The 24954-nt window shown below is 61.4% G+C and carries 17 protein-coding genes; 10 read left to right on the top strand and 7 right to left on the bottom strand.

Translation table 11 applies throughout. The annotated features are described in order from the left end of the window. Positions 1-80 precede the first annotated feature (80 nt). The 6 genes from HUU46_24605 to HUU46_24580 all read left to right on the top strand — a co-directional run bounded on the left by HUU46_24605 (position 81) and on the right by HUU46_24580 (position 9757). Entirely contained in the window at positions 81-995 is a 915-nt protein-coding gene (locus HUU46_24605) for a GGDEF domain-containing protein (GenBank protein ID NUM56823.1), read from the top strand. Positions 996-1410: 415 nt separating this feature from the next. Continuing rightward, complete coding sequence (locus tag HUU46_24600) at positions 1411-3831, top strand: ATP-binding protein (GenBank protein ID NUM56822.1); 2421 nt, start codon at positions 1411-1413, stop codon at positions 3829-3831. A gap of 16 nt (positions 3832-3847) precedes the next feature. Further along, positions 3848-5575 (top strand): type IV-A pilus assembly ATPase PilB, encoded by a 1728-nt coding sequence (pilB, locus tag HUU46_24595; GenBank protein NUM56821.1) that lies wholly within the window; start codon positions 3848-3850, stop codon positions 5573-5575. A gap of 88 nt (positions 5576-5663) precedes the next feature. Beyond that, positions 5664-6737, top strand: coding sequence for a type IV pilus twitching motility protein PilT (locus tag HUU46_24590; protein ID NUM56820.1), 1074 nt, complete (start codon positions 5664-5666; stop codon positions 6735-6737). After that, entirely contained in the window at positions 6734-8362 is a 1629-nt protein-coding gene (locus HUU46_24585) for a PAS domain S-box protein (GenBank protein NUM56819.1), read from the top strand. The genes HUU46_24590 and HUU46_24585 overlap by 4 nt, the downstream gene beginning before the upstream one ends. 12 nt (positions 8363-8374) lie before the next feature. Next, entirely contained in the window at positions 8375-9757 is a 1383-nt protein-coding gene (locus HUU46_24580; protein ID NUM56818.1) for a sigma-54-dependent Fis family transcriptional regulator, read from the top strand. Between the two features lie 545 nt (positions 9758-10302). Here HUU46_24580 and HUU46_24575 read toward each other — a convergent pair. After that, positions 10303-11655, bottom strand: a complete 1353-nt coding sequence (locus HUU46_24575; protein NUM56817.1) for an exo-alpha-sialidase — start codon at positions 11653-11655, stop codon at positions 10303-10305. Positions 11656-11791: 136 nt separating this feature from the next. On the opposite strand from HUU46_24575, the gene HUU46_24570 reads away from it, so the two are divergent. Next, complete coding sequence (locus HUU46_24570) at positions 11792-12826, top strand: hypothetical protein (protein ID NUM56816.1); 1035 nt, start codon at positions 11792-11794, stop codon at positions 12824-12826. A gap of 986 nt (positions 12827-13812) precedes the next feature. Here HUU46_24570 and maf read toward each other — a convergent pair. Genes maf through HUU46_24545 form a run of 5 tightly spaced genes read right to left on the bottom strand, consistent with a single transcriptional unit; the run spans position 13813 to position 17168 of the window. After that, on the bottom strand, positions 13813-14418 hold the full coding sequence (gene maf / locus HUU46_24565) for a septum formation protein Maf (GenBank protein NUM56815.1): 606 nt from the start codon (positions 14416-14418) through the stop codon (positions 13813-13815). Next, a complete protein-coding gene (locus HUU46_24560; protein ID NUM56814.1) occupies positions 14418-15149 on the bottom strand; it encodes an outer membrane lipoprotein carrier protein LolA in 732 nt (243 codons plus the stop codon). Before HUU46_24560 ends, maf begins: the two co-directional genes overlap by 1 nt. 1 nt (position 15150) lies before the next feature. After that, complete coding sequence (locus HUU46_24555; protein ID NUM56813.1) at positions 15151-15885, bottom strand: DivIVA domain-containing protein; 735 nt, start codon at positions 15883-15885, stop codon at positions 15151-15153. A 43-nt stretch (positions 15886-15928) separates the two neighbouring features. After that, complete coding sequence (locus HUU46_24550) at positions 15929-16399, bottom strand: hypothetical protein (protein ID NUM56812.1); 471 nt, start codon at positions 16397-16399, stop codon at positions 15929-15931. Position 16400: 1 nt separating this feature from the next. Beyond that, the gene (locus HUU46_24545) at positions 16401-17168 is read right to left on the bottom strand and encodes a pyrroline-5-carboxylate reductase (GenBank protein ID NUM56811.1); all 768 of its coding nucleotides are present in this window, start codon (positions 17166-17168) and stop codon (positions 16401-16403) included. A gap of 203 nt (positions 17169-17371) precedes the next feature. On the opposite strand from HUU46_24545, the gene HUU46_24540 reads away from it, so the two are divergent. Further along, the gene (locus HUU46_24540) at positions 17372-18388 is read left to right on the top strand and encodes an NAD(P)-dependent alcohol dehydrogenase (GenBank protein ID NUM56810.1); all 1017 of its coding nucleotides are present in this window, start codon (positions 17372-17374) and stop codon (positions 18386-18388) included. Here HUU46_24540 and HUU46_24535 read toward each other — a convergent pair. Continuing rightward, positions 18385-19734, bottom strand: coding sequence for a glycosyltransferase (locus HUU46_24535; GenBank protein NUM56809.1), 1350 nt, complete (start codon positions 19732-19734; stop codon positions 18385-18387). The genes HUU46_24540 and HUU46_24535 overlap by 4 nt on opposite strands. Positions 19735-19837: 103 nt before the next feature. On the opposite strand from HUU46_24535, the gene HUU46_24530 reads away from it, so the two are divergent. Together HUU46_24530 and HUU46_24525 are read left to right on the top strand one after the other, a co-directional pair. Continuing rightward, positions 19838-22090 carry a mechanosensitive ion channel gene (locus HUU46_24530; protein NUM56808.1) on the top strand — a complete coding sequence of 751 codons (2253 nt, stop codon included), beginning with the start codon at positions 19838-19840 and terminating at the stop codon, positions 22088-22090. Further along, complete coding sequence (locus HUU46_24525; protein ID NUM56807.1) at positions 22087-24039, top strand: DUF2207 domain-containing protein; 1953 nt, start codon at positions 22087-22089, stop codon at positions 24037-24039. The genes HUU46_24530 and HUU46_24525 overlap by 4 nt, the downstream gene beginning before the upstream one ends. Positions 24040-24954: the final 915 nt, after the last annotated feature.

Genomic DNA, 24954 nt, shown 5'->3' with positions numbered 1-24954 from the left:
GATGCTGAAAAACGCCCCTGTGGCGTCGTTCGGCAATGAGCACGGCAAAGCTAATGGGGGAACGAATCGGGGGGAGGGGGATGTCCGATACTCTATTTCAAAACGACAGGCTGTTTCGTACGCTCCTCGATAATCTCGGCGAGGGGGTTTATTTCACCGACACGCGGCGCAGAATTCAATATTGGAATAAGGCCGCCGAGCGAATAACGGGATATCTGTCGGACGAAGTGCTGGGAAGGTGCTGCGCCGACAATATCCTGATGCACACCGATTTCGACGGAAACCCGCTGTGTCAGTCGCACTGCCCTCTGGCCGCGACCATGCACGACCTCACGAACCGGACCGGCAAGCTTTTTCTCCACCACAAGGCCGGACACCGCGTGCCGGTATTCGTCACGACGGCCCCCATTCACGACGAAAACGGAACGGTAATCGGCGGGCTGGAAACGTTTCACGACGCCACGACGGAGATGAGCGCCATTTCCCAGGTCGACGAACTCAAGGCACAGTCGCTGCTGTGCGCCGTGACGGGGGTCGGCAACCGCAGATATGCCGAGCAGATGCTCAGCACGAAGTTCTCGGAGATGAAACAAACCGATTCGTGCCTGGGGTTGGTCTTTATGGACATCGATCGGTTTAAGGCCCTCAACGACCAATACGGCCACCGAATCGGCGACATTGCCCTCAAAATGGTCGCCCGAACCTTGGCCAACGCCATGCGTTCGAGCGATTTCCTCGGACGTTGGGGTGGCGAGGAATTCATCGCAATACTGCCAAATCTCCACAAGCCGCAGTTACAAACGTTCGCCGAGCGCCTGCGCGCCCTCGTCGAGCGGTCCAGCGCGAACATAAGCAACGGAACCTTGGTCGTCACAATTTCGGTCGGCGCGGTCGTCGCGGGCCCGGACGACGAAATCGACTCGATTGTCCAACGGGCGGACGCCCTCATGTACAAGAGCAAGTCGCAAGGAAGAAACCGGGTCACTGTCGAATAGCCGTTTCGGTGGCGGACGGTTTCGTCCGCCAGGCTGAGCTGAAGGAAGTACACCCGCAACCCCAAACAGCAAAGTTCGCGTCAACCGCATAACGCCCGACAACCTCCCAGAATCTTCAACACTCGACGAGCCGGTCAATACAGGCATTTGCGCCGGGGTGGCCGGGGGCTTTTCTATTGTCTTTGCGTGCCTTTCCATATATAGTAGATATGATATGATTGGCTACTATATATTGAATTCAAATGTTATTAATCCGCATATTCCGCACATGACAATCCCATTCTCGACAAATTACTGACATTAAATGATTTACAACTTGTTGTTTGTTGACCTACACCGTTCAAAATGGTACAATTCCCCTGCGGCAGGCACCAGTCCAACCGATTGAGCGATTCGTCGGGACCCGAGGGCACGTATGTTAAGTTGGCGGCGAGACAAGAAGGATGACACACCGGCAAAGCCGGTGGTCTCTTCTGGCGCCTCTCAACGCATCCCGGACGCGCCCGAAGTCGCCGCCCCAACCGGCGGCTCGGCACGGGTGCCCGGACGCACCCGGCTCGGCGAACTGCTGGTTCACGAGGGGGTCATCACCCAACTGCAACTGAACGAGGCACTGCAAAAGCAGCAGACGACCGGCGCGTTCATTGGGCAGACGCTCGTCGAACTCGGCTATCTCAATCAATCAACGCTCGTTTTGTTCCTGGTGAAGCAGTGCAAGATTCCGCATATCAGCCTGCTCGACTACAACGTCGGCGAAGACTTGTTCAAGCTCGTACCGAAAGACATGTGCCAGCAGCACCGGTTGCTGCCGATCGACAAGCTCGGGAAAATCCTCACGCTGGCAATGGTGGACCCGCTGGATGCGGACGCATTGGAAAAGGTCCGTGAGTTATGCCCGGACCTGAAGATCAAGCCGATTCTCTGCACCTGGAACCATTTCGAGCAGGTAGCGCGAAAGCTCTTCGCCGAGACCGCGCAGCAGCCCGCCGAGCTGTCGATGGGGTCGTTTGGTTTGGCGTCGAAAAAATCCGTCGCGCCGAAGGGCGATACGGGCCCCGACGAAAAGTCGGAAGCCAACAAAGCGGTCGCAGAACTGGTCAAGGAAGTCGCGCCGGTAAAGACAACCGCAGCCGCGCCGAAGCCCGCGCCGGCCGCGGCGCCGAAAGCCGCCGAACCCGCGGCGCCCGCGCGCGTGCCAATTCCCGAAGCGCTTTTCGATCGCATGGGCGACCATGTCCGCGTGGCGCTGACGGAATCGCTTACACCGCTTATTGCCGAACAACAGAAATTGATTGCTTTGCAGCTCGAATCCGCGAAGGGAAAGCCGGCGGAGTTGGCGCGCGAGATTACGTCGAGCATGCGCGCGTCGCTGCTCGAAGGCCTTGCCCCGCTGCTCGAAGCCCAGGGGAAATACTTCGCGCAGGCGTCGCACGCGCCCATCGATACGAGCGCGCTTGCGCGGGAACTCGGCGAAAGTATACGCGCGTCGCTGCAAAACGCGATGGCGCCGCTGCTCGAGGCGCAGCGCAGGCAACCCGCGCCAGCCGCACAGCCACAGTTCGATCCCGCCGCGCTCGCGAAGGAACTCGGCGACGGCGTCCGCGCGGCCATGCTGGATTCCGTGTTGCCCGTGCTTCAAATGGGCGAACCTTCGAGCAAGGGCGGCAAGGCCGCGGCCGCGCCTGCATTCGATCCCAAAATCATGGCCGACCACTTCGCGCAGTACATGGACAGAAGTATGGCCTCGTTTGCGAAGGAAATGCGCGAGGCGATAGCCGCCAACTCGCCACAAAAACACATCGAGGACATTGCGGGCCGGTTCACGCACGCGCTGCAGGCGTCGAATGCCGCGCAGAACGAACGCATTGCCGATCTGACCGACACCACGAAGCAGGCGCTGCTTGCGCTGCGCGAAGCGCTCGATACGATGCGCGCCCCCGCGAAAGCGCCGGAAGACGAACACGCGCCAAACGTGTCCCCGTTTCCGGGGTTGCGCGCGACGGACGTGGGTCAGGGCAATGCCGCGCTTCAGCACTTCGATCCGATGGAAGAAATCGGCCTGGGGATCGAGGCGGACGACCGCGTGCGCGAGGCCCTGCTTTCCGGCCGGTTGCAGCGCGCGTTCACGTTCGAGGCGTTCCTGTCCGGCGCGGCAAACACATTCACCTTGTCTGTCGCGCGCGCGGTCACGGAGAAATTCTCGCGGGAATTCACGCCGTTTTACATCTACGGCGACGTTGGCGTCGGCAAGACGCACCTGGTTCAGGCGATCGGCAACACGATTACCGCGCGCGACCCCGACCTGCGCGTGGCGTACATGACGGGCCTTCGGTTCGTCAGCGCGTGCGAACGCGCCGCGCGCGATCAGGACCTCGAGAAATTTCGCGAATCGTTCGCGCATTGGGACGTGCTCCTGTTCGACGACGCACAGAGCGTGGCCGCGCACAAGCAGGCGCAGGACGAACTGCGCGCGTTGCTCGGCGTGTTGACGAACGAAGGACGGCTCGTTGTCGTAAGCGCGGACCGCGCGCCGGACCAATTGCCCGAGACATCGCACCAGCTCGTGTCGCGCCTTGCGGCGGGCATCGTGTCGCGCCTGCACGCGCCCGATATGCCGACGCGCGTCGCGATTCTGCAACGGCACGCGCGCGTCTTGAGGGCGAAAGTTGCCGACGACATCCTGTCGCTGATCGCGTCGCGCGTTCCGGTGGACGTGCGCAAAATGACCGGCGCGTTGCGCAAGGCGTTGGCGTATGCCCAAGTGTCCGGTACGGAAGTGACGCACGAACTGACCGAGGAAATCCTGAGCCATTTGACCGCGATCGAAGCGGCGTAATTCTGGGGAGCACGCAGTGGCACCGAAGACGGCGAAGCGGCGCTTGGGCGATGTCTTGCTCGAGCAAGAGTTGGTGACGACCGAGCAGTTGCAGGAATGCATTCAACTGCAGCGCAACACGGGGCAGAGCCTCGCGTCAATACTCGTATCCAAAAAGTATTTGAGCGAAGAAGACCTCGTCATCACATTGAGCGAACAGCTCGGCATTCCGCACATCCGCGTGATGAACTACAACATCCCGCAGGAAGTCTTGAACGAAGTGCCGGAATCGCTCGCGCGGCAGTACCAGATGCTGCCGGTATCGGTGACGGGCGATGTATTGACGCTGGCGATGGCCGACCCGCTCAACATCATGGCGCTCGACGATCTGCGAATGCTGACGAGCTACGAGATCGAGCCGGTGGTCGCCGTGCAGTCCGAACTGATGGACGCGATCAACCGTCACTACGGCGGTAAGCACAGCGACAAGCTATACGACGAGCTGCTCACCGCGGACGCCGCGAAGCAGGACGGTGTGCAGGTTGTCGAACAGAAGGACGAGATCGAGGATATCGCCCACGCACAGGCGGAGGCGCAGGACGCTCCGGTCATCCGGCTTGTAAACCTGATCTTGGTCGCCGCGTTGGAAAACCGCGCGAGCGATATTCACGTCGAACCCTACGAGAAGAACCTGCGCGTCCGCTATCGCGTTGACGGTATGCTTGAAGAACAAAAGAACCCGCCGAAGAGCGTACAGTCCGCGCTCATCTCGCGTCTCAAGATCATGTCGGGCCTCGACATCGCCGAGCACCGGCTCCCGCAGGATGGCCGTTTCCGCATCAAATTCCGCGGTCACGAAGTCGATTTTCGCGTGTCGATTCTCCCGTGCTACCACGGAGAGAAAGTCGTGATGCGCGTGCTCGACAAGAGTTCGCTGTCCCTCGATCTCGATACGCTGGGGTTCGCCGAGCAGCCGATGGAGGCGTTTCGCGAGGCGCTGGCGTTGCCGTTCGGTATGATCCTCCTGACCGGACCGACGGGCAGCGGTAAGACGACCACGCTGTACAGCGCGCTGCACAAACTAAACGGCCCCGATACAAACATCATCACGGTCGAGGACCCGGTCGAATACGAACTCTTCGGCGTAAACCAGGTACAGGTACGATCGGAAATCGGGCTGACCTTCGCCGCGGGCCTGCGCAGCATTCTGCGCCAGGACCCGGACGTGATTATGGTCGGTGAAATCCGAGATGAAGAAACGGCGGACATCGCCATCAAGGCTGCGCTGACCGGCCACCTCGTGCTCAGCACGCTGCATACGAACGACGCCGCCAGCGTGTTCACCCGCCTCGTCGATATGGGTATGGAGCCGTTCCTGGTGCAGTCGTCCGTCGGTCTCGCGGCGGCGCAACGCCTGTTGCGCCGCGTGTGCCCCGACTGCAAGGAGCCCATCCGCGTTCCCGAGGAAGTGCTCGAACGCATTCAATTCAAGCATTCGCCTGGCGCTCCGCCTCCGTCGTTTGTGCGCGGCCGCGGCTGCACGAAGTGCAAGGACACCGGGTACCGCGGCCGACTCGCGGTAATCGAGGCGATGCCGAACTATCCCGATTTGCAGGACCTCATCATGACGCGGGCGCCCGCCGCGGAGATCAAGCGCGCCGCAATCCAATGCGGCATGGCGACGCTGCGGCAGAACGCGCTAAAGAAAGCCGCGGAAGGCATTACAACCATCGAGGAAGTATTGCGCGTATCGGCAGCGGACTGATTGCACACAACGTCCGGCGCGCCCTAACGGCCGGAGCAACGAAACGAACGGAACAAGCGGAACGAGTATTCGCGCTGGGGAGAGCGAAATGGCCGACATCAGCATCCGAGAATTACTTCAGAAAATGACCGAGCAGGGTGCAAGCGATCTGCACATTGCCGTCGGCACGCCGCCGATTCTGCGCATCCACGGATTGCTCGAACCGCTGCACGAATATCCCAAGCTCGCGCCGGAAGATACGCAGGAACTCATCTACAGCGTCATGAGCGAAGAACAGATCGCGTCATTCGAAACGGACCGCGAACTCGATATGTCGTTCGGGATCGAAGGACTCAGCCGGTACCGCCTGAACGTGTACCGCGATCGCGGTTCCGTCGTTGCGGCCTTTCGCTCGATTCCTTTCGACATCCGGTCGTGCGACGAGCTTGGTCTGCCGCGAATCGTGGCGGAGTTCGCGTATAAGCCGCAGGGTCTCGTACTAATCTGCGGTCCAACCGGTAGCGGCAAATCGACGACACTTGCCGCGGTCCTTGACAAGATCAACCGCGAACGTCCCGTGCACATCATCACAATCGAAGACCCAATTGAATACCTGCACCAACACAACATGGCAACCATCAACCAGCGCGAGGTGAACGCGGACACAAAGTCGTTTGCCGCGGCGCTCAAGCGCGTGCTGCGCCAGGACCCGGACGTGATACTCATCGGCGAAATGCGCGACCAGGAAACCATCGCCGCGGCAATCACCGTCGCGGAAACGGGCCACCTGGCGTTTGCGACGCTGCACACCAACGACGCCCTCCAGACGATCAACCGCATTGTGGACGTGTTCCCCGCGAGCCAGCAGGACCAGGTCCGCACACAGCTTTCGTTCGTGCTTGAAGGCATCTGCGTGCAACAGCTCATTCCGCGCGCCGACGGCATGGGACGCGTGCTGGCCCTCGAAGTGATGATTCCCAACACGGCCATCCGCTCTTTGATTCGCGAAGAAAAGCTGCAGCAGATTCCGTCGATGATCGAAATCGGCACCGGCGAAGGTATGATGACGATGAACCAATCGCTGTTTCGCCTCGTGAAGCGCAACGCGATCACAATGGACATGGCGTTCAAGCGCACCGCCGATCCCGAGGGCTTGCGCCGGCTGCTGGAAAAGGGACTGTGAGTTCGGTCCACTCCTCCCACGCCACGCGCGGGGGTGTGGGCGTCGGCAGACCGTGGGCGTGGACGACCGGGATCGTTCGACTGGCGTTGCTCGGCGTCGTCGCGGTCGGCACGTTTCTAATCCACGACTACGAAAAAGCCGAAGAAGTATATCTCGTCGCGTTCTACTGCTTCGGGTTCGCAAGCGCCATCGGCCATCTCGTCGCCGTGCGTCGCGGCGAGCCGGTTACGCGCCTGTTGACGTGGGCGCAGGTGCTCGTCGATTTCGGCGTCATTGCGGCGACGGTCAGCTTCACGGGCGGGCCGCACAGCCACTTCGCGTTTCTCTTCGTTGTATCCATTCTCGAAGCGGGCATCCTGCTGGGGTTGTCCCAGGGGTTTATTGTCGCCACCTTGTCCGCCGCGATCATGGCGCTGCTCAACGTAATTTCGCCGGCGCCTTTTCAGTCAGGCCAAGAGCCCTACTTCGGGTACGACGTAGGCGCCATTACCGTGTGGTACGGGTTTCTCGTGCAGGCCCTCGCGTACTACCTCACGGCCGCGATCTCCGGATACTGGAACCAGCAGGTCACGCGCCTGCAACAGTTTCAGCGCGAGATTCTCGACAACATGAATAACGGCTTCCTGATCGCCGATCTCGAGGGGACCGTGACGCTGCTGAACAAGGCAGCGGAACGGATTCTGAACATTTCCGAAGCGGACGCCATCGGCCGCCCCGTGCAGGAAATCCTGCGCGTCGCCTCCGGCGAGGAATGCCCCGTTATCACGGCGCTGAAATCGGAACGCGACTTTACGCGCTACGAATACATCGGGCTTGTGTTTCCAAGCACCGCGAAACTGTTGGGACTGAGCACCAGCCGCATCTTCGATTGGCGCAGGCGGATGACCGGAATCATCGCGTCGTTCAGCGACCTGACCGAACTCGAGCAAATGCGCGAGGAAATCAAGAAGAACGATCGCCTGTCCGTCACCGGAGAACTCGCCGCGGGTCTCGCGCACGAGATTCGAAACCCCGTCGCGGCAATCCGCGGCGCGGTGGACGAACTCATCGGCTCGCTCGACAAACCAGCGCTGGCGACGAAACTCGCGACAATCGCGATGCGCGAATCGGACCAGTTGAACGCGATCGTATCCGACTTTCTCGATTTCGCGCGCAGGCCGAGGGTCCGGCGCGAGATGTTCGACGTGTGCGGCCTTGCGCGCGAAGTCATCGAGGCCACGCAGCACAAATACTCGGGCGCGGCGGCGCTGCGCGTACGCGGCCAGTTTCCCGGTCATCCGTGCCCGGTTTCCGGCGACCGCACGCAGATTCGTCAAGTCTTCATCAATCTTGCGAAGAACGGCATCGAGGCAATGAACGAACAGGGCGCGCTGCACGTCGCCGTTGTGCCGAGCGGCACGTTCGTCGAAATCCGGTTCGACGACCAGGGACCGGGGATTGACCCGGACAAGGTTGCGCGTATTTTCGAGCCTTTTTATACTACGAAGGAACATGGCGTGGGGATGGGTCTTGCTATCTGTATGCGCATCATCACGGCGCACGACGGCACCATCCGCGCCGCATCGCGGCAAGGCGGGGGCGCTTCGTTGAGCGTGCGTTTACCCCTTGTCCGCGCCGAGGAGTGACCTGCCGTGCCTGTGCAACACCGCGTACTCGTAGTCGACGACGAATCCAGCATGCGCGAATTGCTGGAAATCGTGCTCGCGAAGGACGGCTATGAGGTTATTGCGCTGCCGAACGTCAACGACGCCATCGAGCGGCTCTCGAAGGAAGCGTTCGACGTCGTGTTGACGGATTTGCGCATGGGCACCGAACGCGACGCGGGCATGGGGCTGCTCGAATGGATCACCGCGAATAACCCCACGACGCCCGCAATTATGATGACGGCATACGGCAGTGTCGAGACGGCGATCGAAGCCATGAAGCGCGGCGCCGTCGATTACATCATGAAACCGTTCAAGAACGACGAAGTTCGGCTTCAGGTGCAGCGCGCGATCGAACAGCGCAACCTCAAGCGCGAAAATCAGGCCCTGCGCAAGGACCAGGCGAACCGCGGCAAGCTCGAGAACATCGTCGGGAAGAGCCGTCCCGTCGAAGAACTGCGCGAGATGATCAAACGGGTCTCCGACCTGCCGAGCACCGTCGCGATCTACGGCGAGAGCGGGACCGGAAAGGAACTCGTCGCGCGCGGCATTCACGCGTTGAGCAGCCGGTCTCCAAAGCCGTTCGTCGCGGTGAATTGCGGCGGATTTCCGGAGAACTTGCTCGAGAGCGAACTGTTTGGACACAAAAAAGGGTCGTTTACCGGCGCCTACGACGACAAAGAGGGGTTGTTCGTCGTTGCAGACGGGGGCACGCTGTTCCTCGACGAAATTGGCGAGATGCCGATGGCGCTGCAAGTGAAGCTCTTGCGCGTCCTGGATAACAACGTCGTGTATCCCGTTGGCGGCACGCAGGGCATCAAGGTTGACGTCCGCATCATTTCCGCGACCAACAAAAAACTCGATCAGATGGTAAAGGAAGGCGCCTTCCGCGAGGACCTGTATTACCGGCTGAACGTAATCCCGATTCACGTGCCCGCGCTGCGCGACCGCGCAGACGACATCCCGCTGCTGACGCGCGCATTCGTTGCGACCCACGCGGCCAAGATGGGGCGCGGGCCAATCCAGACTTCCCCCGAGGCGGAATCGGCGCTACAGGCGTTTAACTGGCCGGGAAACGTGCGGGAACTGATGAACGTGCTCGAGCGCGCCGTCGCCCTGTGCCGGGACAATAAACTCGAGATAACCGATCTGCCGCCCTACGTCCGCGAGATTGCCGGCACAGCCGCGCACAGGGTCGAGTCGCTGCCGGACAAAGGGTTCGACCTGGAGAAGTACGTCGCGGAGATCGAAACCAATCTCATTCAGCAGGCGCTGCAAAACACGAAGTACTCGCAGAAGCGGGCAGCAGGGCTGCTGGGATTGACCGCGCGTTCGCTACGGTACCGGCTGAAGAAGTATGGACTGGAAAGCGACTGAGCGTCGCACTCGTCAACCAGCACCGCGAAAATACACTACTGTCCTGAGTTTGAAATCCGCACCATTCGTCGTGCCCGTGACCTTGCCCGTGCTCGTGCTCGTGCTCGTAATCGTAATCGCAATCGAGCATTCGAACTCCTGCACAAATTGTCTCGTTCCCAAGCTCCGGCTTGGGAACGCGCTCGTGCCCGTGCTCGTGCTCGTGCTCGTAATCGTAATCGTAATCGCAATCGAGCGTTCGAACTCTTACACAAATTCTCGTTCCCAAGCTCCGGCTTGGGAACGCACTCGCTAACGATGTCTCAGGTTGGACACTCCAACAACGGCTCGTCTTCGAACGCCGTTTCAAAAGCTCTGCTTTGGTCCACCACGAACTCAAGCCGCCGCCATATGCGAAGTGTACAAACGAAACCAAATACTCGAGCACGATTACAAGCACGAGCACGGAAAAGAAGGTGCGCTCAAGGGCTTACACGTGAGCAGTTCTCGCCGCACCGAAGGAATCGCCTCCAATGCGCCTTTCGTGGCGCACTGAAAAATGCGGGCTACCGCGACGCCCCCTCCGCCGCGAGTGCCGCCAACGACGGCAAATCGATCTTCACCATCCGAATCTCGCTGGGCGACAGCATTCCGATGATCCACGGCCAGTCGCGCGTGATGTCGCTCGTGTAATAACAGGCGTACAGCGTGTCACCGTCGATCACCACGCCCGCGTACGAGGTATCGCCTGCGCTGGGCAAATCGCTGAGCCACGTCAGCCCCTCCGAATCGACCTTGTAGAGCGCGGTCCGTTTACGCCCAAGAATGCTCGCGGTGTTCGTGGGCCAGTTGTTCGGATCGGGGTTGCGCCTCCCGAATGCGTAAATCTGGCCGTTGTACTCGAACAGGTACGGGCCATCGAGTCGGGTGGTGTAACTCGTCGCGTAGAGCCAGTGCTCGTACGGCGGGCCCGCAGTGGCAATGAGCGTGCGCCCCAGCCTGTGCCCGAAGACCGTGTCCGGGACCACCTCGAGCCGGGCGGTCGCGATAATGCGTCCGTCGCGCAGGAACTCGCAATCGGTCTCGTCATTCGCATCGCCTTCGTGAATGATCGAGACCTGCTCCCAATGCTCGCCGTCGGTCGATTTCAATAACGCGGACTTACCGTGTTCGTGCCAGTACGCAGGGCAGTACCACGTGATGTTGTCGCGCGTCTTCGGTCGCCAAAACAGCCAGCCCTTCGGCTCGATCTCGCGCAATTCCGCCCACGTCATCCCGTCCGTCGTGTAAGTCATCGACGTCGCTTCCGGCGTCGCCATCACGGAATCGTTGATGAGCACGTAGAGATACAGCCGGTCGCCAATCGCGGCGAATTTCGGGTCGCGGATATCGTTTTCGCCATCCGCGTGGAACTCGGCGATCTTCGTCCAATTCGCCGCATCGCTCGACGTGTGCAGCACCAGCCTGCATTCGCTGCTCCCAAAGTGCCACGGCGAACTCGCGTGAATCATGTAAAACGCGCCGCGCCAGTAGATCATGTCCGTGTTCGAGTTGTGCATGCCGTCGTCCACGGCAGTCCACGTTTCGTATGCCAGCGCGGGGCTGATCTCGGCGGCATTCGGGCGGTAGTAGGCGTACGCCAGCCATCCCCCAACGATCGCAAGCGCCAGGAGCGCGGCGAGCAGCAAATACGCGAGGGCCCGCTTCCACCGCGATCGCTTCTGCGTCGCGAGATCGTGGCCGGTATCGGGCCAGGTGTCCGCGTTCGAATCGAATGTCTTTACCGGCTCGGGCGCGGGCTGTGCCACGGCGGCGGCGGGCCCTTCCGGCGCAGGACCCGCGTTGTCTTGCGGCGGGGCCGGTAACGCCTGGTTCGCTTCAGGCGCCGTCGATGCCAATTCGTTTGCGTTTTCGGTCATGGTTTCCGCTGATCACGATCGCGTGAAAACACAGTGTACCGGAATCCGCGGGAATCGCAAATTGTCCGGGATGCCGAATTGCGCACGGGTGCTGCATACTGTGCGCCACAATGTCACCGAATCTTCCGAACGTGCCATGACGACTTGCGAACCCGCGCCCGCCCGCGTGCTCCCGTACCTTGCGCACGGACCGTACGCCATCGATGTCGTTCGCGAGTACGAACTGCACGATTCGATGCGCGGCAAGAACGTCCCGCTTCGCATATACGCACCCACCGGCGGCGGACCGCATCCCGTTATTCTCTATTCGCACGGCGCGGGCGATTCCAACGCCACCTCTCCCCTGCTGCTGCGCCACTGGGCGAGTCACGGTTATGTTGTCATTGCGCCGACACATTTGTTTGGCGCGCGCCCGCTTATCGATCGGAGCATCCTGCGCCTGCGCGAAGAGCTGATGCGCCCGCGCGAAATGGGACCCGCGGCGTGGCGCGAACGCACGCGCGATTTGTCGGCGATATTGGACGCACTCGAGACAATCGAGGCGGAAGTGCCCGCTCTCCATCGAGGGATTGACCGCGACCGCACTGCAATCGCGGGGCACTCGTTCGGCGCGTATACCGTCATGCTGCTCGGAGGCGCGACGCTCACCGATCCGTCGTCCGGAGAGGTGTTTCGCTTCGGTGATCCGCGGCCGCGCGCGGTGCTTGTCATATCCGGGCCCGGGTGCGACAACATGGGTTTGACGAAGGAGTCCTGGTGCGATTTCACGCGCCCATTAATGGTTATGGCAGGCTCGCGCGACCCCGGGTACATTCCGGGCTGCGGCGTCTTGTGGCGTACGGAACCGTATCGCTACGCTCCACAGGGCGGCAAATACCTGCTGTACCTGCGGGGCGCGCACCACCTCTCGTATGTCGGGCCAATCTTTGACATCCCGCTCGGAGACCCGGGAAAGCGCGGGGCTTTCGCACGACGCGTCCGCGCGGCCGCCCGCAGAATTGCGCGCGTGGCGCCGGCGATCGATCAGATTGGACTGTTTGACTACTCGCGCATCGCAAGCACGGCATTTTGGAATGCGTACCTCAAGGACGACGAAGGCTCAAAGGCTTTCTTGAATTCGGATGCAATCGAGAAATATAGCCTGCGCAATGCGCGGCTAAAATCGCGCTAGGCAATCGGCCTGACGCGGGCCATGCCGTTTAATGAATGGCCACGAAAGAGCACAAAGAACACAGAGAGAAGCGGAGCTTTTCCAGCGCGTCGATCGTCGGCGTTTGTCCTGGCTGCCGTCCATCTCGACTATCCCGTCCATTCGGCCAATGAATCAGCATTCGTTTGGCTGAAGCCATGCTTCACGACAAGAACTCTGCGAACAAACGCGTGCCGCAGAGTTTCTCGCGCCCGTGCTTCGTGCTCGTGCTCGTGCTTCGCACCCGTGCTCGTGCTCGTGCTCGTGCTCGTAATCGTAATCGTCCTGTTCCGAAAATGGACCTTTGAGACATCCAGCTCGTGTTGCTTTGAAATATGAGATTTCAAATCTGAAATTGCATTTTCATCGTTTCTGCGTGCCCGCAAGGGCATGACGACTACTCCGAAAATGCACAAATTGTCCCGCGCGGGCTACTCCGAAAATACACAAATTCTCCCGCGCGCCGAAGGCGCAACGCAACCCTAGCCAGGGGCATCGCCCCTGGAAATTGTCCACGCCCCTATCGCCGCGCGCTGAAAGCGCACTGCTCAAATTTTCACAATCTCCGGGAGAACTCTGTTCATGACGACTCGTAATCGTAATCGAGTATTTGGCTTCCTTTGTACACTTCCCATATGGCGGCGGCCCGAGTCCTTGCTAGACCAAAGCAGAGCTTTTCAAGTGTCCAACCTGAGACATGGTTAACAAGCAATCAAGCCAAAGGCCGCATGACATTCAACAAACATCTACTGTCGCGAGTTTGAAATCCGCACTTTTTGTCGTGCTCGTGCTCGTGCTCGTAATCGTAATCGTACTCGTACTCGTCCACGGGCACGCGGTGCAGCCGGCCGTGAGACGCGCTAACCCGCATTTCTCAGTGCGCCACGAAAGGCGCAGTGGACGCAAGATCCTTCGGGGTGGTGAAAAACGCGGGCCAACTCCTCACGCCGTCAGTCCCTCACCCAAGATCAGAGGAACACCGAGCGCGGACCGTCCATCAGTTCGAACAGATCGTGGCCCAGATCGAGCAGCAGCTTCTGTAAACGCACCATCGGCAGGCCCAGCACGTTTTGATAACACCCGTCGTACCGCGCAACGAGAAGACTCCCGGGGCCGTCCACGGTGTAGGCGCCCGCGCGGTCGAGCGGCTTCACGGCGTGGACGAAGTGGCCGATCTCGGCATCGGACAAGTCGCAAAACGTTACGCCGGTCCGCTCGTACCCCTCCGCACTGCGCCCGGAGTGTGCATCGGTCACCGCGATTCCGGTGAGCACGTCGTGCGTGCGGCCGGACAGGCGCCGCAGCATCGCGCGGGCATCGTCGATATCGTTTGGCTTGCTGAGGACGCGGCCGTCGAGGAACACGAGCGTGTCCGCGGCAATGACCAGCGCGGGCGAATCGAGCCCGCCAACCACGTCGTCGCGTTTGCGCTTCGCGTTCTCGATGACGATTCGCTCGGGTGTATCGCCTTCGTCAATTTCCTGCGCGCCGCTCGGAATGACTTCAATTTCGATTCCCAATGCGGCGAGTAGCGCGCGGCGGCGCGGAGACCCCGAGGCAAGGACGATGCGCATTACTTCCGTTCGGACTCGGCAGCCGCGTCCGCGGGCGGCACGGGCAGATCCTTGCCGCCGGGTCCCGCCACCTCGACATCGGCCTCGTTGATGATGATCTTTGTCCCCTCGGGAACATGAAAGCGAATTGAATTGTCGGTGTTGGCCTCGTTGATCTTGTAGTGATCGATATCGACGATCACGGACGTCTCGTCGTCCACGACGGCGTGCATTCTGCACGGCAGCAAATCGTCCTGCCGGAGATAGAGACGAATCTCCTTGTACGGCTGCGCGAGCGCATCGTCCGCCGACGCGGGGGTCTTCGGCGCCAGCTTCAGAACGCGCTGACCGCAAGCGTCCGGCCCGGCTTCGACGAGCGTCGCGTTATACGCTTCGCGCAGGCGGCCCGCGTCGTTGTCAAACGCAATGAAAAACGCGTCGGCCTGCGCGCTGTCTTCGACGTCGTACGCTTGCACCTGCTCCAACTCGGCCTCGTACTCGTACACGCGCATACCGTCGATGGCGTACGTAATCTTTGGATCGAGGTACTCGAACAGGAGTTGCTTCGGTTTCACGAAAACAATCCGGCCGCCGCTGACCTTGTCTTCGTCGACGGAGCGCTCCTCCTGGCGGAATGTCGCGGAAAGCGACTGTATGTGTTCGCGCTTTGCCGCGAACTCGGCAAAGAAAGCTTCGACCGATTGTTCGGCGGAGAGCGCGGAGCAGACACCTACAAGAAGACTCGCAATCATACTATCGCTCGTGGTTTTCGTCCCGTTCCGCCGCTTCCAGTCCATCCCCTGCCAAATCTGGCATCGGCGTTTCCATCGATTGATCCTCGCCGGCGGAATCCGGTTCCATCTCCTCCGCCCTGTCGCGCGACTTACTTTCCAGCGCGGGCTTGATGGGTTCTTCGGCGTATGCGAGCGGCGCGTCGTTCGGGAAACCCAGCGGATCGCCCACCTCGAAGAATCCCATGGGCGTCGTGGCGACATCGGCGGGAACCAGACTGTCAATAAGCTTTCGGTGCGTTTCGAGAATGGCGAGCAGCTCGACGCGCAATCGCGATCGCTGCTGTTCGAGCAGTTGGATGTCGCGCGCCAGGTGCGTGGGAAGCTTCGTCGCGTCGGACTGCGCCTGGGCGCGTTTCAGTTTCGCTTCTTCGATAATCACGTGCGCTTCCCGGCGCGCGGCATCGAGAATCTGGTTGCCGTGGTGCTGCGAGGTCATCAGCGTGTTGCGCAGCGCGGCCTCGATCTCCTCGTACTCGGCGATGGCGCGCCGCTGTTCCTCGTTCTTCTCCTTGAGCTGTCGCACCTGGTTGATCAACCCTTCCAGCACGTCGGCGACCCGCTCGATAAAATCGTCCACCTGCCGCCGTTGATAGCCGCCAAAACCGGCGCGCTTGAACTGCTGATTCAGCAAATCGCTCGGCGAAAGCGCGATTTCCTCGCCCAAGACCTCCGAGATTACCCTGTCTTGTTTCATTCAACGTGCTCCAAACCAGACGTTGCGGCGCAGCAACTATTCATCAATCTGCCAGGCGTCCGCTAAGAACTTCCCACGGCGTCAGTTCGCGCGTGACCGTATACGACCAGAACCCGATCACGCCGTTTGTATTTTCGATCCAGCCGTCCACGTCGTCCTCGACGAATGTGGGCCAGCCGTCGTAAATCTCGATTGTATTCTCGGCGAACGCCTCAAACCCGGTCACGCACCACGACCATTTCCTGCCGCCTTGCAGCAGATCGCGGTTGATGTACTTGCAGTCAGCGCATTTGCCGATCGTCGCGACGACGATTCGCGCTGTCGCTTCGCCCGGGTCGGCGGCAATAGCGCGCGCGGCTGCAATGTCGTCGGGATCGGTGAGCGGAAGGATATACGAATCGCCGTGCGTCGTCTTCAATTCCGACACCAGAAAATACACGGTATCGTTGCACGGACACCCGGACAGAAACGCCGCCGCCGCCATCGCAAGCAGCATGTGTCTCAAACCACGCATGTTATTGCCCCAATTCCTTTGCGCGGGCCACGGCGGCCTGCACACCTGCGGCTATCGCGCCCTCAAGACCCTTCTCGCGAAACGTCTTGAGCGCGGCTTCGGTGGTGCCACCCTTCGACGTGACGCGCTCGCGCAACGTGGCGGCGCTTTCACCGGACTGCTGCAACAGGAGCCCCGAACCCAACAGCGTTTGCGTGGCGAGCGCGGTGGCCTGCTTTTCCGTTAGTCCCTGTTGTTGCGCGGCCTTCACGAGACACTCGACCATGTAGAAGAAATAGGCCGGCCCGCTGCCGCTCAACGCGGTCACGGCGTCGATTAGTGGTTCGTTGACAAATTCGACCACGCCGATCGACTCGAAAATCGCGCGCGCGATTCCCTGGTCTTCCGCGGTGCAATTCGCCGCCAGCGCGATACCCGCCGCCCCGGCATTCACCAGCGCGGGGGTGTTCGGCATAACACGCACGACACGGGTCTGCTCCCCCAGCCTTTTCGCAATGAACGCGATCGAGACACCCGCGGCAATCGACACGATAAGCGTTCGCGGTGCCAGTCCTGACTTGAGTTGCTCGAGCGCCTCGGCCATCGTTTGCGGCTTCACGGCCAGCAGAATTACATCGCTCGCCGCTGCAAGCTCGGAAGGATTTCCGTGGACCGCAGCGCCAAGCTCCCGGGCCTGCTGCTGTTTGCCGGCATCCACGTCATACACGGCGAGATGCTCTGCCGCAATTGCGCCCTTTTCGACCAGTCCGACGGCAATCGCTCGCCCCATATTGCCGAAGCCAAGGAAACCTAATGTGCAGTGTAGCGTCACGAATTCATCAATCCTGTTGTATCGGTAAAATGCCCTGCGATTCGCAATGCCGGGAGTTTAGCATACGCGCGCGTGCCGTGTTGAATGGCGGTTGCCCGCGCGCGCCGCTCCGCCTATACTGCGCGGAACGTGGGTCTTGGAAACGGGCGAGGTGCAGCAGTATGAAAGTTGTCGAGATTCGGGATGCGTTCGGGTTTGAACACTTGAAAGTGTGCGAGCGGCCCGCGCCCGCCCCCGGTCCCGGCCAGGTACTCGTCAATGTAAAGGCAGCGTCGCTCAATTATCGCGACCTGCTCACCATTCAGGGATTCTACAATCCGAAACAAAAACTGCCGCTGATTCCATGTTCGGACGGCGCAGGCGAGGTCGCCGCGATTGGCGATGGCGTGACGCGCATAAAAGCCGGCGACCGCGTGGCGGGGTGTTTTGCCCAAGGATGGATTGCCGGCCCGCCATCGCGCGAGAAACTGTTGAACACGACATTGGGCGGTCCACTCGACGGCATGCTGGCCGAGCAAGTCGTGCTGCACGAAGATGGCGTCGTGAAAATTCCCGAACATTTGACGAACGAAGAAGCGGCGGCGCTTCCTTGCGCCGCCCTCACCGCGTGGAGCGCGCTGGTGCGGCATAGCCATACCAGGCCGGGCGATTCCGTCCTCGTGCTCGGCACCGGCGGCGTCTCGGTCTTTGCGCTGCAATTCGCGCGCATGATGGGCGCGACGGTTATCGTCACGTCGAGCAGCGACGATAAACTCGCGCGGGCGAAGGCGCTTGGCGCGGCGCACGGCATCAACTACGCGACGAACCCGAACTGGTCCAAACAGGTGCGCGAATTGACCGGCGGCGACGGCGTCGATCATGTCATTGAAGTCGGCGGCACCGGCACGCTGACGCAATCGATGCGCTGTGTCAAGATGGGCGGCACGATCAGTCTCATCGGCGTGTTGTCCGGCCCCGAGGCGCCACTGAACCTCACGCCCATCCTGATGCAGGACATCCGCGTGCAGGGCGTCATCGTCGGGCCGCGCGATTCATTCGAGGACATGAACCGCGCCATCGCGCTGCACGAACTCAAGCCGGTCGTCGATCGCGTGTTCCCTATGGTGGACATCCACGCCGCCGTCGAGTACATGGCCGCGGGAAAGCATTTCGGAAAGGTGTGCGTGCGCGTCGCTTAACGGTGCGTGTAGTCCCGCCCGCGCCATTCCATCCCCCTGCGCGCGGCCACTTGAAGCGCCGCGACGATGTAAAAATAGATGCGCAACAGCCCGCCAATGGGATGGAACCACTCGAGATACCGCCGCATGCGCGCAATGTGCCGAAACTTTTCGAACGCGCCGACGTTTGTCAGGTACGTTATTAGCGCCATGATCGCATAGAACGTCATCGAGAAACTGAAATCGCCAATCGCGATCTGGCGGACGCACGCGGCCACGAACATCGGCAGCGGCAGCACGTCCTGAATCAGCAGGTAGACGACTCGATTTCCCATCCGTGCTATCCGGTCCTCCGACTGCATGCGAATCTTCCGCACGATGAATTGCTGCAGTTGGTTGAACCCGCGGTAGATGCGCACGCGGATCATCGACGGCGTCCAGCACACCCCCATGTTGCCGCCATGCTTACGGACGAGCGCGGCGAGCAGCGTATCTTCCGGGTGCCGATCGTAAATTGCGGCATGCCCGCCGCTCGACAGGTAGATCGAGCGTTTGACCAAGGTGAACGCGCCAATGCCGATGGCGGGCGTGCGCGGTTCGTTGAGCCGGTTGTAGTGCGACCCTTGGATAATGCCCGCCCACGCGCAGGGCATGTACAGTTCTTCGCCCAACGATCCGTTGTCGATGTACGCGACGCACGTCAGAAAGTCGAGCTTGTTCGCGACGGCCAGCGCGATGGCCTGGCGCAGGGCGCCCGGCTCGAACACGACGTCCGCGTCGGCCAACACGACCCAGGGTTTGGACGCGTCGCTATCGGCCAGCCCATGCCATACGGCGTTCGCCTTGCCGAGCCAGCCCTCCTGCGACGGCGGATCGTGCAGGACCCGCAGCCGCGGAAACTCCGCCGCGAGCCGGTCGAGAATCGCCGGCGTCGAGTCCGTCGAATGGTCGTCGACGTAGATGACCTCGATGTCGGGATAATCCAACGCTGCGACGCTGCGCGCCGCCACTTCTATTCCTGCTTCTTCGTTGCGCGCGGGCGAGATGAACGAGACGCCCGGCCACGCCGCGGGATCGGGCGCGACGGGCTGGTCCGGCCGCAGGCACGGCAGTCCATACAGATTTCGGACAAACATGGACCGCCGAACCTGGTTTGTGAGTATCTGCAACACAAACGCAACGATGGCGAGCGTCGCCAGAATCGCCGATCCGGTGATCGGCGCGGCGATAATCGTCAACAGCGCCAGGAAGCGCGCGAAAACGAGCCCGAACGACTCATATTTCCGCTTCCACAGTTCTTCCGGCGCGGGCGGGACATTGGTGGGAAGCACGGTCTTCTGGCGGGGCGCCGTTACGCGGTCGTTCATGGGCCGGTATGGTAACTACCCGCCGCATACCGTGCAATCGATTGACACGGCGGGAAGCGAGTACTTACGATGCGAAGGAGCATCGCCACACCGGATCGTGTCCATGACGGTTTCTCGCACGACTAGAATTGCCTTGCTGCACTTCGCGCTCGGTCACGCGCTGCTTTGCGCGCTGGGCGCGGAGTCCGCCCCAGTCGATACGCCGCCGCCGACCGACCCCGCCGCGGAAACGCGCGCCAAGCTGCGCGAACAGCTCGAGTCGTACGACCAGAGGATTCAGCAGGCGGAGGCAACGGCGACCGACGAGCAGGCGGCGCGAATCGGCGTGCCGATTCAGGAGTTGCACGACTACGCGCTCCGCCTGCGCGAGACGCGCTCCGTCTTCGAGGAGCACGTCGATGCGCTCGACGCAATGGCCGAGACGCGGCGTTCCATCGCCGCGGCGGAAGCGGAGATTGGTTCCTATTCGGGTCTTCCGGACCCGCCGCCGTACGCGCCGTGGGTGGTGGATACGTACCGCGACGCGCTCGATGCCCGCACGACCCAACGCGAGATTGCGCGCCGCGGGGTCGATCAGGTCAAGGAACTCGCCGCGAACGCCTCCGCCGAACTTAAAGGCCGGCAAGGCGATTACGCCGTGGCGAACGAGAAACACGTCACGAACAAGGACGCGGCGCAGAGCGCGAAACTCGAGTGGGCCATGCAGGCTGCCGCGGCCCAACGCGACCTGTGGCAGGCGCGCGTCGCACACGCGCAGGATGCGCTCAAGTTGGCCGAGGCCCGGCTCGACCTGCGCGACAGGGAGCTTGATCTTGCCGAACGCAAACAGAAAGACGCGGAATCGAAGGAGCAGTACCGTCCCGAGGATTTGGAGGCGCGCCGCGCGGAGCTGACAACCGAGCGCGAAGCGCTCGAGAAGGAGCGCAGCGCCGCCGAAGCGCAACGCGACAAGACAAAGAAGCGCCTCGAAGAGGCGCGCACGGCCTTCGAGAATTCCGTCGAGGACGAGGAGTACGCCGTCAATCAGTCGATCCTCGAACTGCGCAAGGTCGAGGCGGAAGCGGCGCAGGGGAAGGCATCGCTTCTGCGCGAACAAATGGACACGATTTACCACCTCACCGAGATTTGGAGCGCGCGGTACAGCCTGCACATGGCGCCCAAGGAATTCCCGCTGCGCCAGCAGCGCCAACGCCTGCAGGACTATCTGGACTCGCTCGGCGTCGCGCGCCGCGTGCAGGAAACGCGGGAGGATGTGCTCCGCGCGGAAGTGCGCGAGTTGAGCAACCGGCTCGCGCGGATGCAGCAGAGCGTGAACTCGCTCGATAACACGCAGCAGTTCCTGAAGCTGCGGACCGGGCAGCTCGATCAACTCGCCGTGTCGCTCGCGGCGAACGACCGCGCGGACAAGCTGACCCAACGGGTCCTGGCGGAAATCGCCGCCGTCGAACAGCGGCAGTCGCTGGGCGAGCGGCTGCAACAGATCGGCGAGACCGCCCAAATGCTGTGGGACAAGGAAATAGTCAATATTGACGGGCAGCCGCTGACGCTGAAGAAGATCGGCATAGCGCTCATCATCCTCGCGCTGGGGTTCGCGGCCACGCGCGTGCTCACGCGTCTGGTGCGCCGCGCCTTTAACGCGCGCCCGCACATCGACCGGACGGCGGCAGCGACAATCGAGCGCGTGTTGCATTACGGCCTGCTCGTGATGATCGTGCTGTTCGCGCTGAGCATCGTCAATATCCCATTGACGGTGTTCACGTTTTTCGGCGGCGCGCTCGCGATTGGCGTCGGGTTTGGCGCGCAGACGCTTATCAACAATTTCATCAGCGGCATGATTCTCATGGTCGAGAGACCGATTAAGATCGGCGATATCGTCGAGGTGGACGGTCATCGGGGCCTGATTGCGGAGATCGGCGCGCGTTGTTCGCGCGTCGCGACGTTCAGCGGTGTGGATATCCTGGTGCCGAACAGCGCGTTCCTCGAAAAGAACGTCGTCAACTGGACGCACGGCGACAGCAGGGCGCGGTTCTCGTTCGTCGTTAAAGTGGCCCACGAGACCAACACGCGAGACGCTACGCGGTTGATCATGAAAGCGCTGGAGGACCACGGCAACGTACTGAAAACGCCGGGGCCGTCCGTATTGTTCATCGAGTTCGCCGACAATGCGTTCGTATTCGAGGTAAACTTCTGGCTCGATTTGCGCATCACACCCGACGGCCGCGTCGTTGGGAGCGACCTCCGCCACATGATCGAACATGCCTTCCGCGAAGCCGGCATTGAATTCATCTCGCCGCCCAAAGCCCCGGTCGCGGACCGCCCCCCCGACCGCCAAACCAGCGACGGAGAACAGGCGTGATCCGTCCGCTCGCGATTGCCGCGGCGTGCCTTGTCGTATGCTCCGCCGTTGCCCAGGAGAACGAAAGCGAGCGCATTCTCTCGTACCACGCCGACATCACCGTCAACGCGGACGCTTCGTTGCTTGTTCGCGAGACGATTCGCGTTTACGTGCTCGGCGTCGGTATCAAGCACGGCATCTTTCGCGATTTCCCGACGATCTACCGCGACTTTCCGAACAATTACAGGACACCGTGGCTGACGCGGTTCACGACAACGTTCGAGTTGCAGGACGTCACGCTCGACGGCGCGCCGGTGCCGCACCACGAAGAAATGAAGACCAACGGCGTGCGCACCTATATTGGCGATCCGGACGCGTTCGTGCCGCCCGGCGAACATACCTACTCGATCACCTACCGCACGCAGCACCAACTCGCGTACTGGGACAACGAGGACGAACTGTATTGGAACGTCACCGGCAACGGGTGGGAATTCCCCATCGAGGCTGTCGAGGCGCGTGTCCGGTTCGAGCGGCCGCTGCCATCGCGCGACGTGCGCATGAACGGGTTCACCGGCGCGAAAGGGTCCACCGAACAGGCGTACGAGTGGACGATGGGGCCCGGCAACGACGTGGTCTTTCGCACGACGCGCTCGCTGTATGCGCAGGAAGGGTTCACAATCTCCATAATTTTCCCGAAGGGCCTCGTAGATCGCCCGGCATTTGCCGCAACCGTCAGGAAATGGGCCTCGGACAACTACGCCATTCGTGTCAGTCTCCTGGGTACCGTGCTTACCTTCGCGTATTTCGTCTTTGCGTGGACGCTCGTCGGCAAAGACCCCGCGCCGGGCGAATTTCGCGCGCGGTCCGAGCCACCCAAGGAATTCGGCCCCGCCGCGATGCGCTACCTCACACGCATGGGGTTCGACAATCAAACGTTCGCGACGGCGCTGGTCAGTCTCGCGGTGAAGAAGCACGTCCAGATTTCGCAGACCGACAAATACTTCACCGTGAAACGGCTCGACACGCAGGAATCCGATTGCACGCCGGACGAGAAGGCGGTGTTGCACGCGCTGCTGCGAAAAGGCGATTCGGTCACGTTCAAACAAGCCAACCATGCGCGGATATCGAAAGCGATCAAGGCGTGCCACGACGCGTTGCGCGCGCAGTACGAGACACGGTACTTCATCACGAACGCCGGTTACGCCCTTCCCGGCACGTTGCTCGCCATGGGCACGATCGGCGCGGCGCTGTTCCTTTCTCCCCACCAGGCCGACAAGCCCATATTGTTCCTCGGCATCTGGCTCACGTTCTGGTCGCTCGGGTGTTTTCTGCTCGCGCACATGGTCGTGGCGGCGTGGCGGCTCGCATTCAAAGGCATCGGCCAATTCGCCAGCGCGCTGTTCATTACGGCGTTCGCGGCCCCGTTTTTCGCAGCGGAGATTTTCGTGACCGCGATCATGTTCGGGAGCAACGCGTTTTGGGTGTTGCCGCTTATCGTCGTGTTGGCCGCGATGAACTGGCTGTTCTACCAACTCATGAAGTCGCCCACGAAACTCGGCCGCCGCGCGCTCGACGAGATCGACGGGTTCCGCGCATACCTCGATGGCGGACGCAACCTGCCGCAGTCCGCGACCATGACCACGCCCGAGGCCATCGAGTTCAACGCGTACTTTCCCTACGCGATGGCGCTCGACCTCGATACCGAATGGGCCGGCCGCTTCGCCGCCGAACTCGAAGGCGCGCAGCGGGACGACCCGCGCCACAACGCCTACCGTCCCTATTGGTACGACGGCGACCTGTGGGACCGCCGCGGCATGAGCAGCTTCTCCGGTTCGATCGCGTCCGCCATGTCGTCGGAGATATCGTCGTCGTCCATCGCGCCCGGCACCAGTTCCGGGGGCTCCTCCGGCGGCTCGTCGGGCGGTTCCTCCGGTGGTGGCGGCGGAGGCGGTGGCGGCGGCGGCTGGTGAGTTCACGTTGCCCCCGCGGTCTCGGGTCCCATGGCCTCGATAGCCCGGGTGTGACGATTTGGGGAGCGGGATTCGGGTTCCGGGGTCCGGGTTCGGGGTTTCGCGGAGGGGATCGGGTCTGTCGGGGCTGTCGGGTCTATCGGGTCTGTCGGGTGTGTCGGGTTGGATGCGGGTTCCGGGTTCCGGGGTCCGGGTTCCGCAGAGGGGATGGGGTCTGTCGGGTCTACCGGGTCTATCGGGTCTATCGGGTCTGTCGGGTGTGTCGGGTGTGTCGTGGGGGGAGCTGGATTGGGTTGCGTGGGTTGGTTCTGGGAGTTCATGTGTTGAAGTCTCCTCGAGGTCTCCTATTTATTAGCCCACGGTGTTGCAGTCGGGAGGAGGGATTAGGACCCGGAAGCCAGAAGGGGGAAGGGACTTGCGCTGGGGAAATGCCGCGAGCGTCGAGAGCAGTCAGCCGAGGGTGGGCGGCCCCCGCGTCGCTCTAGCCGTCGATCAACCGCCATCCCTCCCACTAATCGCACAAAGCGACCCCCATCCTTCCCGCAAATCCCACATAGCGCCTCCCATTCGTCCCACCACGTGCACCACTCCATTCACCCCATCACTCCCATCACTCCATCGCCCCCATCGTCCCATCACTCCCATTGCTCCCATAGCTCCCATGAACCCGTCACTCCACATCTTATTTCAACACAACATCTTACGCATCATTCCGTCAACCAATTACCCCTCGTCTTGCAAACTCCCCTTCGTGCGCTTTCCTGCTCCAAAAAGTGCAACACCGTGGGCTAATAAATAGGAGACTTCGAGGAAACTTGGGCGTGCTCCCCTAAAAGTAGACCAGTTGGAATGTTAGGATCTCCGGGCATGAAGGAGGTCCGAGATGAAGAAGAAGCGGTTTACGGAAGAGCAGAT

It is taken from the genome of Candidatus Hydrogenedentota bacterium, from assembly GCA_013359265.1.
In the GTDB taxonomy this organism is placed as follows: Bacteria; Hydrogenedentota; Hydrogenedentia; order Hydrogenedentales; family SLHB01; genus JABWCD01.
This window is presented reverse-complemented; position numbering and strand designations above follow the sequence as displayed.